Here is a 13,942-nt window from a genome sequence, read left to right as displayed (position 1 = left end):
CCCTCGACCGGGTGCGGTCGGCCGGGTCTGCCCCGGCGTCCGGGGCGACGGCCACGTCGCGCTTGATGAACCAACCGGCGAAGGGCCCGCGGACCCATCACCGGAATGAAAAAAATTCGCCGCGGACGCGTGCGGGCATCGCGGTGTCGTGTGGGGAGGCAGGTTCTGTCCGGCGAGCGCTGCCGCTTCGGCACCGAGGGCAGCCGAGCAAGCTCGGCTCTACGAGGGGAGGGAACCGGCGTTCGTTCCGGTTACCTCCACCGCCCGTTTGTCCCGCGCCCGTGTTTCGTCCGGCCTTGCCGGTCAAAACCCGATGCCCACGCCCAGCGTGGTGGAGCGCTCGGAGCCGCTGAAGGCGCCACCGACGGTCAGCGCAACGCGCTTGCCGATGCGCTGCTGCAGGCCGATCGAGAACGCCTGCTTGCCGTCGTGTTCACCGATCGCGAAGCCGAGGCGGCTCTGGCCGTCCTCGACCGCGGCGGCGCTGGCCGCCATCCCGATCATCGCCGCGTTCAACGCGCCGACCCGGCCGATGCGGTCGTCCTGTTGCTCGAAGCGCCGGTCGACGCCGGCGCGGAACGCGTCGAAGCCTTCGCCGAAGCCGGTCAACTGCTCGATCGCGTGATCGGTATAGGTGTTGGCCGCCGTGAGCGTGGCGGCATCGCCGGCTTCCAGGTCGCCGCGGATCGCCGCCTCACGATCGTCGGTGTAGGCATTCGCGGCAGTGCCGCCGGTGGCGACCGCCGTATCGGTATAGGCGTTGGCGGTAGCCAGCGTGGCCTGCAGCTGGGAGAGATTGACCGCGTCGCTGGCGCCGGTGCCGGCGGCGACGTTCACCACGCGCCGCTCGTTGCCTGCGCTGCCCACCGATATGGTGCCCGCCTGGTTGGCCACGGATCCCGCGCCGAGGGCGACCGAGCCGGCGGCGTTGGCCTGGCTGTCGTAGCCGATCGCGGTGCTCGATCCACCGCCGGCGCTTGCCGCCGAACCGAGCGCGGTGTCGCCGAACAATGCGGCGCCGCTGTCGGCGCCGAGCGCAGCGGAGGCCATGCCAAGGGCATCGCTGCCGTCGCCCAGCGCCGTGCTGTTCTGACCGGCGGCGACGCTGTTGCTGCCGACCGCGGTGCCGTACTGCCCGCTCGCCTGGCTGAGGACGCCGATGGCGATCCCCTGCTCGGCCGTGGCCTGGCTGCCGGCGCCCAGCGCGACGCTCCGCAGCCCCGAGGCAACGCTGCTGACGCCGGTTGCCGTACTGCCTTCGCCTGAAGCCGTGCTGGAAGCCCCGGTGGCGGTGCTGCCGGCGCCGGTGGCGTGACTGGCTCTTCCGGTCGCCGTGGCAGAAGCGGCGGTGGCTTCGGCGGCAACACCGGTGGCGGTGCTGGAACTGCCGCCCGCGATGCTGGCGGAACCGGTGGCGGTGCTGAAGGCCCCGGTTGCCTGGGCAATGTTGCCGGTGGCGGTGCTGGATGCGCCCGTGGCGAAGCTATGGGCGCCCGTGGCGGTCGCGCCCTCGAAGGTGGCCCTGCTTCGGGCGCCAGTCGCAGTCGACATGTTGCCGGTGGCGAGACTGGCGTCGCCCGTGGCCGTGCTCTCGTCGCCAGAAGCGGTCGCGGTGTTGCCATAGGCGGTGGAGCTTTCGCCGCTGGCCACCGCCCCGGTACCGCAGGCGATGGCATCGATACCGGCAGCGGCAGCGCCGCCATCGTCCTCGCCGGCGCCGGACAGATCGCAGGTCTCGCCGGCGAGGGTCGTGCCGGCGAAGGCGAGGCCAAGGGCGAGGGCCAGTGCGGTGGGCGCGACGCGGCGGCGGCTGGGAAGGGCGTGCAGGTTCATGGCGTGCTCCGGAAGGAATGTGAGTGGAGTCGCGCGACGTCGGGGTTCGCCCCCGGCAACCCCGCCCGCCGTGCTACCGGTGCCGGGACGACGGTTTGCCGCGCTTGCAGTACCCACCGCGAAACGCGGGTGGATCCCATCACCGGATCGAGGCCCGGTGCCCTTTGGATCCTCGACCGCCGCCCCGGGGCGCCCCGGCGGTCCCGGTTACAATCGCAACCATCGCGCTGCGGCGCCGAAAACACGGAGTCCCGATGAAGCTTGGATCCCTGAAGGAAGGCGGCCGCGACGGCACCCTGGTCGTCGTGTCCCGCAATCTCGCCCGCGCGGTGCGCGCCGAAGGCATCGCGCCGACTCTGCAGCGCGCGCTGGAGGACTGGTCCAATACAGCCCCGCAGCTCAACGCGCTGGCGCAGGCGCTGGAAGCGGGCGAGGCGGAGGGCGCGTTTGAGCTCGACGTCGTGCAGCTGGCCGCACCGCTGCCGCGCGCCTACGAGTTCGTCGACGGCAGCGCCTACCTGCCGCACGTCGAGCGGGTGCGCCGCGCGCGCGGCGCCGAGGTGCCGGAGAGCTTCTACACCGACCCGCTGATGTACCAGGCCACCAGCGCGGGCTTCCTCGGCCCCCGCGACCCGGTCCGGGTGGTCAGCGAGGAACACGGCATCGACCTGGAAGCCGAGATCGTCGTGATCACCGACGACGTGCCGATGGCGGTGACGCCTGCGCAGGCGGCCGGCCACATCCAGCTGGTCGGCCTGGTCAACGATGTTTCGCTGCGCAACCTGATCCCGGGCGAGCTGGCCAAGGGCTTCGGCTTCCTGCAGTCCAAGCCGCGCTCGGCGCTGAGCCCGGTGTTCGTCACCCCGGACGAGCTCGGCGACGCCTGGCGCGACAACAAGCTGCACCTGCCCCTGCTCACCCACGTCAACGGCGAATGGTTCGGCGCCCCCGAGGCCGGCGTGGACATGCAGTTCGACTTCGCCCAGCTGGTGGCGCACGCAGCCCGCACGCGCCCGCTGTCGGCAGGCGCCATCGTCGGCTCCGGCACCATCGCCAATCAGGACACCGGCAAGGGCGCGTCCTGCTTCGCCGAGAAGCGTACCGTCGAGGCGCTGGAACACGGTGCGCCGCGTACGCCGTTCATGCGGTTCGGCGATACGGTGCGCATCGAGATGCTGGACGGCGAGGGGCGCTCGATCTTCGGGGCCATCGAGCAACGGATCGAGCAGCAGCCGCTGCCCTGAGCGGCCGCAGCCGAACGGCCGTGGCGGCGCGACGGATGGTCGGCCGGCCGCGGCGGCGACGCGTTAAGGTTCGGGATTGGCCGGCTGCAGGGGAGCCAGTATGGAAGGGGGGGAGATGACGGAGCGGCTCACGCTGTACTCGTATTGGCGTTCCAGCGCCGCGTACCGGGTGCGGATCGGCCTGAACCTCAAGGGCCTGCCCTACGAGACCGTCCCCGTGCACCTGGTGCGCAACGGCGGCGAGCAGCACCTGCCGGACTACGCCAGGGCCAACCCGCAGAAGCTGGTACCGATCCTGGAGCACGGGCAGCGCCAGCTGCGCCAGTCGCTGGCCATTCTCGAATACCTCGACGAGGTCTGGCCGACGCCGCCGCTGCTGCCGGCCACGGCGCGCGAGCGCCAGCGGGTGCGCGCGCTGGCGCAGCTGGTGGCCTGCGACATCCATCCGCTCAACAACCTGCGGGTGATGCGCTTCTTCGAGCACGAATGGAACGTTCCGCAATCCGAGCGCGACGTCTGGATGAAGCACTGGATGATCGAGGGTCTGGAGGCGTTCGAGACGCTGCTGGCCGATCACCCGTCCACCGCGGAATTCTGCGACGGGCACGCGCCGACCCTGGCCGACTGCTGCCTGGTGCCGCAGGTGTACAACGCGCGCCGCTTCGGCGTGGACATGGCGCCTTTCCCGACGATCCGCCGCATCGAGGCGGCCTGCCTGGCGCTGCCGGCCTTCGACGCGGCGCGCCCGGAACGGCAGCCGGACGCGCCTGCCGCCCAGCCCGCGTCCGCAGCCCGGGCCTAGGCGGGCCCGCTAGCCGTGCTCGCTTTCGTTGGGCGAGAACACCTCTGCATAGGGGTCATGCTCGCCGCTGCCACCCTCCGACAGCCGGAACTTCAGCGCCAGCCCATCGCGCGAGTCGGCGGCCTTGAGCGCCTCCTCCATCTCGATCTTGCCTTCCTTGTAGAGGCGGAACAGGCACTGGTCGAAGCTCTCCATGCCTTCTTCCAGCGTTTCCTCCATCGCCTGCTTGATCTCGTGCACGCGGCCGCGGCGCAGGAGGTCGCGGATCATCGGGGTGTTGATCAGCACCTCGGCGGCCGGCAGGCGGCGGCCGTCGACGCCCGTCACCAGGCGCTGGCTGACCACCGCCTTCAGATTGAGCGCGAGGTTCATCAGCACGTTCTTGTGCGCGGACTCGTTGAAGAAATTGAGGATCCGCTCGATGGTCTGGTCGGCGTTGTTGGAGTGCAGCGTGGCCAGGCACAGGTGGCCGGTCTCGGCGAACGCGATCGCCGCCTCCATGGTGGTGGCGTCGAGGATCTCGCCGATCAGGATGACGTCCGGCGCCTCGCGCATGGCGTTCTTGAGCGCGTTGTGGAAGGTATGGGTGTCGAGCCCGACCTCGCGCTGGTTGACGATCGACTTCTTGTGCCGATGCAGGTACTCGATCGGGTCCTCGATGGTGAGGATGTGGCCCGAGGTGTGGGTGTTGCGGTAGTCGATCATCGACGCCAGCGTGGTCGACTTGCCCGAGCCGGTGGAGCCGACGATCAGCACCAGCCCGCGCGGGGCCATGATGATCTGCTTGAGCGCCTGCGGCAGCTGCAGTTCCTCGATGCTCGGGATCACGCTGCGGATGGCGCGGATCACCATGCCGATCTCGCCGCGCTGCTTGAACACGTTGACGCGGAAACGGCCGGAGTCCTGCAGCGACAGCGCCATGTTGAGCTCGAGCTCGCGCTCGAACACAGGCACCTGGCCCTCATCCATCAGCGAGTAGGCGATCTTCTTCACCATGCCGGTCGGCAGGCCGGTGTTGCCCAGGGCGTAGAGCTTGCCCTCGACCTTGATGTAGACCGGCGCCCCGGTGGTCAGGAACATGTCCGAGGCGTTTTTTTCCGTCATCAGCTTCAGGAAATAGCCGATGTCCATGAACGAACCCCCTTCTACCCGCCCCCGGTCGTTGCGGTCCGGGCGCCTGCTGCCGACAATGGCCGCCTGTTCCCCACAGGTGCGGCCGCCAATGTCAGCTAGCATTGCACAATTCAGGGCGATCCTGCAGGCATCCGCGCTCGGGATCGTGCTGGCGCTCACAGCTTGCGCGAGCCTGCCGCCGCCGACCGCGGAACTGGCCGACGCGCAGCGCGCAGTGGTACGCGCCGCCGACGCCGATGCCGACCAGTACGCGCCGGACGAACTGGCGCAGGCGCGCGGGCAGCTGGCCCAGGCGCAATCGGCGATGGCCGCCGGGCGCGAGCAGGACGCCCGCAGCGCAGCGCTGGCCGCCGCCGCGCTCGGCGACCTGGCCCACGCCCGTAGCCGCGAGGCGGTGGCCAACGCCCAGGTGGCCCAGCGACGCGCCCAGATCTCGCGACTGCGCGAACAGCTTGGCATGGCGGAGAACCGGGAATGAAGAACGTTGCGATCTGGCTGCTGCTCGCCGCCACCCTGTGCCTGCCGCTGGCCCAGGCCGCCGACGATCCCGAGACGCAGGCCCTGGCCGCGCGCCTGCAGGCGCTCGACGCCGACCCGGCGCTGCACGAACTGGCGGCCTACGAGCGGCTGCAGGCGCGGCAGGCGCTGGCCGCCGCTGCGGCCGCGCGCGGCAACCGCGCCGATGCCCTGCAGGTCGCGCGCTGGCGCGTCGAGATCGCCGAGATCGCCGCCCGCACCGGCACCCTGCGACGCGAGGTCGAGGAGCTGGACCGCCAGCGCAGCGACCTGCTGGTCGAAGCGAGCAGGCAGGAGGCGGCGCGCGCGCGCCGAGAAGCGGAGCGCCTGCGCGTGCAGGCGCAGATCCAGGCCGAGGAGGCCGCGCGCCTGCGGCTTGCGGCGGAGGCGGAATCCAGCGCCCGGCAGGAGACCGAGATCGTGCTCGACGGGGTCGCCAGCGATCAGGCGGCACGGCTGCGTGCAGCGCGTGCGCGTGAGGCTGAACTGGCGCGCCGCGAGGCCGAGCTGATGCGCGAGGTCGAGGACGAGCAGTAATCGGCCGAGCGCCAGGATCGCGGAGAATTCTGTTTGTATTCAATGAGTTGAACGAAGCCGTGGCGCCCGTCACAGCGATTTGCGCCTCGCGACAGGCGTTCTTCATCCCTGTTCATCTTGTCCCGCGCCGCGCCGCCGTGCGGCCCCCGCGAGGTCCCTTGCCGGTCCGTATCGGGAGGAGTAGGGTCGACCCTACAGGTAGCGTGCAGCCCTCCTGCCGCTCCTGCAGACAGGCCGAATGACGATGACCCACGTGCACCATCCCAGGGAGCATGCCGCCGGAAGCAAGGGCCGCGCGGACGCTCTGCCGGGGTCGTCCGCGCTGTCACGTTTCCCAATACCGGCCGCTCTCCCCAGACGCCCCGTGCCCGCTCCGGCCGGGGCGTTCGCACGTTCACGATCCAAGGAGGTTTCCATGTTCGAAGGGCAACCGCAGGCGGACCTCGACGCGGTCTTCCAGAGCCACCCGGAATTCCGCAGGCTCTACCATCATCACCAGGAGCTCGACAAGAAGGTCATGGATGCCGAACTCGGGGTGCTGCCGATCGACGACACCACCCTGTCGCAGATGAAGCGCGAGAAGCTCGCAGCCAAGGACCGCCTGGTCCGGATGTACGACACCTTGCACCACTGACGCAGTCACCGCTTCCTTTCGCGGGCGGCGCCGGCCTCCTCGTCGGCCGGCGCCGCCTGCGGGGATGCTGGCGCGCGACGGATGCGATAATCGCCCGTCGCCCCAACAGCCGCCGCCAGCATGCCGACCCGCAGCTCCGTCCACGACTCCGTCCTCGACCTCATCGCCGAGACCCCGATCGTCCGCGCCCGACGCCTGGACGCCGGACCCTGCGAGCTGTACTTCAAGCTCGAGAGCCAGAACCCCGGCGGCTCGATCAAGGACCGCATCGGCCTGTCGATGATCGAGGCGGCCGAGCGACGCGGAGAGCTCCAGCCCAGGGCAACTCTGGTCGAGGGCACGGCCGGCAACACCGGGATCGGGCTGGCGCTGGTGGCGCAGCAGAAGGGCTACCGGCTGGTCCTGGTGGTCCCGGACAAGATGAGCCGGGAGAAGATCTTCAACCTCAAGGCGATGGGCGCCGAAGTCATCCTGACCCGTTCCGACGTGGCCAAGGGCCATCCCGAGTACTACCAGGACCTGGCCGAACGAATCGCCCGCGAGACGCCCGGCGCGTACTTCGTCAACCAGTTCGGTAATCCCGACAACCCCGCCGCGCACGAGCACGGCACCGCGCCGGAGATCCTGCGGCAGATGGCCGAGGCGGGCGGGCTGGACGCGGTGGTCTTCGGCTGCGGCAGTTCAGGCACCATGACCGGGCTGTCGCGGCATTTCGCCGAGCATGCGCCGGAGGTGGAGCTGATCCTGGCCGACCCGGTGGGCTCCATCCTCGCCGAGTACATCAACGAGGGCACGCTCAGCGACAAGTCGGCCAGCTGGATGGTCGAGGGGATCGGCGAGGATTTCCTGCCGTCGATCTCGGATTTCTCGCGGGTCCGCAAGGCCTACGCGATCACCGACCAGGAGAGCTTCCTGGCCGCGCGCGAGCTGCTGCGCAGCGAGGGCATCCTCGGCGGCTCCTCCACCGGCACCCTGCTGGCGGCGGCGCTGAAGTACTGCCGCGAGCAGACCGAGCCGAAGAAGGTGCTGGTGTTCGTCTGCGACACCGGCAACAAGTACCTGAGCAAGCTGTACAACGACTACTGGATGCTCGACAACGGCTTCATCGAGCGCGAGCAGCACGGCGACCTGCGCGACCTGATCCTGCGCCCGTTCTCGCAGCGCGACACCGTGGTGCTGGCGCCCGGCGACCTGCTGATGACCGCCTACCAGCGGATGAAGCTGTACGAGATCTCGCAGCTGCCGGTGATGGAGGACGAGAAGATCGTCGGCATCCTGGACGAGTCCGACGTGCTGTTGCACGTCTACGGCGACGAGGCGCGGTTCCGCGACCCGGTGTCCACGGCGATGGTCAGCAAGCTCGACATCATGGACGTGAAGTCGCCGATCGAGGCCCTGCTGCCGGTGTTCGACCGTGGCCAGGTGGCGATCGTGGTCGACGGCGAGCGGTTCCTCGGCCTGATCACACGCATCGACCTGCTGAACTGGCTGCGCCGGCGGGTGCAGTAGCGGGCGCTGCAGGCAGCCCGCCCGGCGGTCTGCACCGGCACTCCCCCGAGGCACCCGGCTTCCCGTAGGAGCGCCCCATGGGCGCGAAGGCCGGCGTGGTCGCCCGGCCGGTGAACGCCGCCAACCGGCCGGAGAGTAGAGTGCCGGGAGGCGAAACCATGCCGACGCCCCGCCTTGTCCCCGGTGGGGCGGATACCTGCTGCCCCTGGACGGCTGCTACGAACTACGGACCCGGGCGAGGGAGAACGCCGCGCCGGCCCGCGGCGCGACAACCCGGGGCCGGCATGGGTTAACCCTGCCGATGATAGAATCCGCGCCCTGTTTTCATAGGATTTCCCTGAATGACGGACGACCGCCGCGCGGCCGACGCCGGCCCCCGACCCCGGGGCCTCGGCACCCTGGCCATCCACGCCGGCCAGTCGCCAGACCCCAGCACCGGCGCGGTCATGCCGCCGATCTACGCGACCTCCACCTACGCCCAGCGCAGCCCGGGCGAGCACCAGGGGTTCGAGTACTCGCGCAGCCATAACCCGACCCGCTTCGCCTACGAGCGCTGCGTGGCGGGCCTGGAGGGGGGCAGCCGCGGCTTCGCCTTTGCCTCGGGCATGGCCGCCACCTCGACGGTGCTGGAACTGCTGGACGCCGGCAGCCACGTGGTCGCCATGGACGACGTCTATGGCGGCACCTACCGGCTGTTCGAGCGGGTCCGACGGCGCTCGGCCGGGCTCGACTTCAGCTGGGTGGACCTGAGCGACATCGCGGCGTTCGAGGCCGCGATCCGCCCGGAAACCCGCATGGTCTGGATCGAGACCCCCACCAACCCGTTGCTCAAGCTGGTCGACATCGCGCCGATCGCGCAGATCGCCCGCAAACGCGGCTTGATCGTGGTGGTCGACAACACCTTCTGCTCGCCGATCCTGCAGCGCCCGCTGTCCCTGGGTGCCCACATCGTCATGCACTCGGCCACCAAGTACCTCAACGGTCATTCGGACATGGTTGGCGGTATGGCGGTGGTGGGCGACGACGCCGAATTGGCCGAGCAGTTGGCCTTCCTGCAGAACTCGATCGGCGCCGTGCAGGGGCCCTTCGACAGCTTCCTGGCCCTGCGCGGGCTGAAGACCCTGCACCTGCGGATGAAGGCGCACTGCGAGAATGCGCAGGCGCTGGCGGAGTGGCTGGAAGGCCATCCGGCGATCGAGAAGGTGGTGTACCCCGGGCTCGCCTCGCATCCGCAGCACGAACTGGCGATGCGGCAGATGGATGGCTTCGGTGGGATGGTGTCGATCTGGCTCAAAGGGGGCTACGAAGCGGCCCGGCGGTTCTGCGAGCGCACCGAACTGTTCACCCTGGCCGAGTCGCTGGGCGGGGTGGAGAGCCTGGTCAACCATCCGGCGGTGATGACGCATGCCTCGGTGCCGCAAGAGCGCCGGGCGCAGCTGGGGATCGATGCGAACCTGGTGCGGTTGAGCGTGGGGGTAGAGGATCCGGAAGATCTGCAGAGTGATCTGGAGCGGGCATTGCGTGACTAGTCACGTCGAGCCTACGCAGATGTTTCCCCGTGCCTGCTCGGTGGAGCGCTGGGGCCTCTTCGCGCACTTGATTGCGAGCATCCGCAGGCCGGAGTTTTGGGCCTATTCGACGTGGCTCGACATCGTTACCAAGTATCGCCGGACCCGATTGGGGGTGGCGTGGCTGCTGTTGCCCACATTGGTGTTCATCACCGTGTTGGGCAATGTCTATTCGCACCTCATGGGTCACCCGGTGACGGAGTACCTGCCATATCTGGCGGTGGGATACGCCTGCTGGCGCTTCATGCTCCAGTGCATCAACGAGTCGAGCACCGTATTTCGGGGCCACAAGGCCTTCATTATGGATGGGAGGGTGCGTTTCACGGATTATGTGTTGAGGGCCATTGCCAAGCCGCTCTTCTACTTCACGTTCGCTCTGGTGATCGTTATCGGGGTGCTGGTGTGGTCGCCGGCAGTGAGCTGGATAGGCATCTTCTCGATGCTGGTTTCGTTGCCCGTCCTCATCCTGAACATGATGTGGATCAGCTTCTGCGTAGGCCTCGTTGGAGCCAGGTTCCCCGATACGAGCGAGTTCATCGGCACCGTACTCGTCGTGGGCTTCCTGCTCACTCCGATTCTCTGGCACGTCGACAGGTTTCCCGCCGACACTACACGCGGCTTCTTTGCACGGCTCAATCCGGCTTTTCACCTGATCGAGGTCGTGCGGGCGCCGGCGCTGGGTCAAATGCCCGAGAGTGGTTCCTTGTGGGCGGTGGCGGCGATGACCATCTTTGGATGGCTGCTGATGGCGGTCCTCTACCGCCGCTATGCACGATTCGTGCCCCTGTGGATCTAGGGAGAAGTCAGCGGTGACAGCCTATATCAGCGTCAGAAACCTCACTCTCGATGTGCCCTACTATGTGCAGACGGCCCAGGCTGCCCAGACGGCCAGATCCTGGGGCACAACTCTAGTAGGGGCCCTGTTCTCGCCACCTAAGCGTCGGTTCGCTCGAATTCTGGACGGAGTTTCGTTCGACATCTCGGCCGGAAGCCGTGTGGCCCTCCTGGGCAGGAATGGGGCGGGGAAAACCACGCTATTGCGTGTTCTTTCCGGCGCCTTTCAGCCCACCCGGGGTGAGGTGGAGGTTGCAGGGGCACGGCAAGCACTGCTGAATCTAGGGCTGGGGTTCAACCCGGAAGCCACGCTGACGGAGAACGTCTTCCTCCGGGCGACGGCCATGGGCATGTCGCCCGCGGAAATTCGGGGTATGGTGGAATCCATCTTCGAGTTCTCCGAGCTGGGAGGAGTCGCCGAACGCAGGCTCAGCACGCTGTCCTCCGGCCAGCGAATGCGCCTCGGATTCGCTATCTCCACTTCGGTGCAGCACGACATCATGCTGATGGACGAGTGGTTCGGCGCAGGCGACGCGAGTTTCGTCAACAAGGCTCGCGCGCGGCTCACCGACAGGGTGGCGTCGAGCCAGATCGTGGTTCTTGCCAGCCACAATTTCAACATGCTGCGCAAGATCTGCGACGAGGGAATCGTGATCGAGCGCGGCAAAGTCGCGTATATCGGGGAGGTCAACGACGCGATCAGCGCCTACAAGGATATCTATCGTGCAGTCCCGATGTCGGAGAAACGAAGTGCAGCCTAATCGACGGCCCATGGCGGCGAAAGGTAACGTACGAAAGTCGAAGATTCTCGTCGCGATCGGTACGCGACCGGAAGCCATCAAGATGGCTCCGGTCGTTCAGGCATTGCGCTCCCAGGATTGGGTGGAGGTAGTGGTGCTCGCCACGGCGCAGCACAGACAGATGCTCGACCAGGTCTTGAACGTTTTCGGCATCGTGCCGGATGTCGACCTCGATATCATGCGTCAGAACCAGTCGTTGTCCGATTTGACCGCACGCCTGATCCAGAAGCTGGATCACGTGCTGGAGGATATCGCTCCTGACGCAGTGCTGGTCCAAGGAGATACCACCACTGTGCTCGCCGTTGCCCTATCGTCCTTCTATCGACGCATTTCGATCGGTCATGTCGAGGCGGGCCTGCGCACCGGCGATATGAGGAACCCGTTCCCGGAGGAAATGAATCGAAGCCTAGCAGGCCGGCTTTGCCGGTGGCACTTCGCTCCTACTGATTTGGCGGCCCGCAATCTCTACGGGGAAGGTTTCTCCGATCATGCGGTGCACGTCACGGGCAATACCGTGATCGACGCGCTGCAACAAGTTGCGTCGCGTGAACTGGAGATCGGCGTAGAGCTCGAAGAAGGCAAGCGCCTGGTGCTGGTCACGGCGCATCGCAGGGAGAACTTCGGCGATCCGTTCCTCGAGATATGCGCGGCCATACGGGAACTCGCAGACGTGCGCGAGGATATTCAGATTCTCTATCCCGTGCATCCGAACCCCAATATCTCGACGGTAGCTCGGAGCCTGCTGGCGTCTCACCCTCGAATCGTACTGTGCGAGCCGCTAGACTATCTCCCTTTCGTTGCTGCGATGAAGCGGGCGGAGATAGTTCTTACCGATTCGGGAGGGGTTCAGGAGGAGGCCCCGGCGCTGGCGAAGCCGGTGCTGGTGCTTCGAGACGAGACAGAGCGTCCGGAAGCGGTGGAGCAGGGCGTGGTCAGACTGGTAGGGCCGCATCGGGAAGCGATTGTCCGGGAAGCATGCCTGCTGCTCGATGACCGTGCCGCTTATTCGCGTATGGCCAAGGGTGTGTCGCCCTACGGCGACGGAAACGCGGCCTCGCGAATCGCGGAAATCCTGAGGCGGGACCTTTCAGGCGCTGGATGACGTTTCAGCAACCCAGGGATTCGGCTGGCACCTTGCGATGCAGCGACCCTTCCTCTTTTCCACCAAGAATGTCAGAACCCGAGATTCCGGAGCAGACAATTGAACGATCAAACTAGACCCGCCGAGGGCTCGCGCGCTCCGGAATCCGATACGACGATGGCGGGCATCGGCACCCTTTCGGTAATCGGCCTGGGATACATCGGCCTGCCGACTGCGGCCATGTTCGCTTCGGCGGGCGTGGACGTGATTGGCGTGGATGTCAATCTGCGCGTGGTCGAGGCGGTCAACGGAGGTCGCGCGCACATCGAGGAAGGCAACCTCGACGAGCTGGTTGAGCGGTGCGTGAGGGCAGGGAAGCTCAGGGCAACAAGCGAACCAGAGCCGGCCGAAGTATTCATCATCGCTGTCCCGACGCCCGTCGACAACGGGGACTCTCCGTCCCCGGATCTGTCGTACGTGCGTGCTGCGGCGATCTCGCTCGCGCCATCGCTCAAGCGCGGGGATCTGATCATTCTCGAGTCCACCTCCCCCGTGGGAACCACCGAAATGGTGGCCGGCATCCTGCGCGAAGCCCGTCCCGATCTGACGTTCCCCGATCAGGCCGGGGAGGACGCCGACATTTGCCTCGCATATTGCCCGGAGCGGATCATACCCGGGCAGATGCTGAAGGAGCTTGTCGAGAACGACAGAGTCGTCGGTGGCATGTCGCCACGTTGTGCGGAGCGCGCCGCCGCGGTGTACAAGACATTCGTGCGCGGTGTGTGTCATATTTCGACCGATCGGACGGCCGAGATGGTCAAACTTACCGAAAACGCCTTTCGCGACGTGAATATCGCATTTGCCAACGAGCTCTCCATGATATGCCGCGATCTCGGGGTCGACGTCTGGAAGGTCATAGAATTCGCCAACAGGCACCCGCGCGTCTCGATCCTCAACCCGGGTGCCGGCGTCGGCGGACACTGCATCGCAGTCGACCCATGGTTCATCGTGGCCTCCGCTCCGGACCGGTCGCGGCTGATCCACGCCGCGCGCAAGGTCAATGACGCGAAGCCACTGTTCGTGATCGAGGAGATCGAGAGGGCTATTGCCGAGAATCCGGGTGAGCGGGTGGCCTGTCTCGGATTGACCTACAAGGCGGACGTGGACGATTTCCGGGAAAGCCCGGCGCTCGAAATCGCGAGCGTATTGTCGCGAAAGTACGGCGAGACGATCGTATGTGTCGATCCCTACGCCGAGGCGTTGGGAGAGCGAGAATGCGCAAATCGCGGCTTGCGGTTCATCGATCTGGACGCAGCCATGCGCGATTGCGGAATCCTCGTCATGCTCGTTCCCCATCAAGCGTTCCGCGCCCATCCGAAGCCGGAGTCTGCGGTAATCGTGGACCCGGTCGGCTTCTGGCACTGATCAGCGATGAGTGGCGTGAGAACCG

13 protein-coding genes are annotated in these 13,942 nt (G+C 67.2%); 11 read left to right on the top strand and 2 right to left on the bottom strand.

From position 1 onward, the window contains the following. Positions 1-303: 303 nt before the first annotated feature. Entirely contained in the window at positions 304-1,833 is a 1,530-nt protein-coding gene (locus H0E84_RS02985) for a YadA-like family protein (RefSeq protein WP_180677141.1), read from the bottom strand. Between the two features lie 254 nt (positions 1,834-2,087). Here H0E84_RS02985 and H0E84_RS02980 point away from each other — a divergent pair, with 254 nt between their 5' ends. Both H0E84_RS02980 and maiA read left to right on the top strand, forming a co-directional pair. Next, a complete protein-coding gene (locus tag H0E84_RS02980) occupies positions 2,088-3,077 on the top strand; it encodes a fumarylacetoacetate hydrolase family protein (protein ID WP_180677140.1) in 990 nt (329 codons plus the stop codon). A gap of 115 nt (positions 3,078-3,192) precedes the next feature. Beyond that, the gene (gene maiA, locus H0E84_RS02975) at positions 3,193-3,879 is read left to right on the top strand and encodes a maleylacetoacetate isomerase (protein ID WP_180677139.1); all 687 of its coding nucleotides are present in this window, start codon (positions 3,193-3,195) and stop codon (positions 3,877-3,879) included. 9 nt (positions 3,880-3,888) lie between these two features. On the opposite strand, the gene H0E84_RS02970 is transcribed toward maiA, so the two are convergent. Beyond that, on the bottom strand, positions 3,889-5,010 hold the full coding sequence (locus tag H0E84_RS02970) for a PilT/PilU family type 4a pilus ATPase (RefSeq protein WP_180677138.1): 1,122 nt from the start codon (positions 5,008-5,010) through the stop codon (positions 3,889-3,891). A 91-nt stretch (positions 5,011-5,101) separates the two neighbouring features. On the opposite strand from H0E84_RS02970, the gene H0E84_RS02965 reads away from it, so the two are divergent. The 9 genes from H0E84_RS02965 (at position 5,102) to wecC (ending at position 13,917) form a co-directional block, all read left to right on the top strand. Further along, positions 5,102-5,491 carry a DUF4398 domain-containing protein gene (locus H0E84_RS02965; protein ID WP_180677137.1) on the top strand — a complete coding sequence of 130 codons (390 nt, stop codon included), beginning with the start codon at positions 5,102-5,104 and terminating at the stop codon, positions 5,489-5,491. Then, positions 5,488-6,066 carry a hypothetical protein gene (locus H0E84_RS02960; RefSeq protein ID WP_180677136.1) on the top strand — a complete coding sequence of 193 codons (579 nt, stop codon included), beginning with the start codon at positions 5,488-5,490 and terminating at the stop codon, positions 6,064-6,066. Before H0E84_RS02965 ends, H0E84_RS02960 begins: the two co-directional genes overlap by 4 nt. A gap of 415 nt (positions 6,067-6,481) precedes the next feature. After that, positions 6,482-6,700, top strand: a complete 219-nt coding sequence (locus H0E84_RS02955; RefSeq protein WP_180677135.1) for an HP1242/YdcH family protein — start codon at positions 6,482-6,484, stop codon at positions 6,698-6,700. A gap of 120 nt (positions 6,701-6,820) precedes the next feature. Beyond that, positions 6,821-8,209: a pyridoxal-phosphate dependent enzyme gene (locus H0E84_RS02950; protein ID WP_180677134.1), complete on the top strand. Its 1,389-nt coding sequence runs from the start codon at positions 6,821-6,823 to the stop codon at positions 8,207-8,209. 341 nt (positions 8,210-8,550) lie between these two features. Next, complete coding sequence (locus H0E84_RS02945) at positions 8,551-9,738, top strand: cystathionine gamma-synthase (RefSeq protein ID WP_180677133.1); 1,188 nt, start codon at positions 8,551-8,553, stop codon at positions 9,736-9,738. A 19-nt stretch (positions 9,739-9,757) separates the two neighbouring features. Next, complete coding sequence (locus tag H0E84_RS02940) at positions 9,758-10,573, top strand: ABC transporter permease (protein WP_180677132.1); 816 nt, start codon at positions 9,758-9,760, stop codon at positions 10,571-10,573. A gap of 13 nt (positions 10,574-10,586) precedes the next feature. Continuing rightward, the gene (locus tag H0E84_RS02935; RefSeq protein ID WP_180677131.1) at positions 10,587-11,372 is read left to right on the top strand and encodes an ATP-binding cassette domain-containing protein; all 786 of its coding nucleotides are present in this window, start codon (positions 10,587-10,589) and stop codon (positions 11,370-11,372) included. 10 nt (positions 11,373-11,382) lie between these two features. Beyond that, positions 11,383-12,513, top strand: coding sequence for a non-hydrolyzing UDP-N-acetylglucosamine 2-epimerase (gene wecB, locus H0E84_RS02930; protein WP_180677130.1), 1,131 nt, complete (start codon positions 11,383-11,385; stop codon positions 12,511-12,513). Positions 12,514-12,612: 99 nt separating this feature from the next. Beyond that, the gene (gene wecC, locus H0E84_RS02925; protein ID WP_257644033.1) at positions 12,613-13,917 is read left to right on the top strand and encodes a UDP-N-acetyl-D-mannosamine dehydrogenase; all 1,305 of its coding nucleotides are present in this window, start codon (positions 12,613-12,615) and stop codon (positions 13,915-13,917) included. Positions 13,918-13,942: the final 25 nt, after the last annotated feature.

This window comes from Luteimonas salinisoli (assembly GCF_013425525.1).
GTDB lineage: Bacteria > Pseudomonadota > Gammaproteobacteria > Xanthomonadales > Xanthomonadaceae > Luteimonas > Luteimonas salinisoli.
The sequence above is the reverse complement of the archived record's forward strand: the minus strand, read 5'-3'. Positions and strand labels throughout refer to the sequence as shown.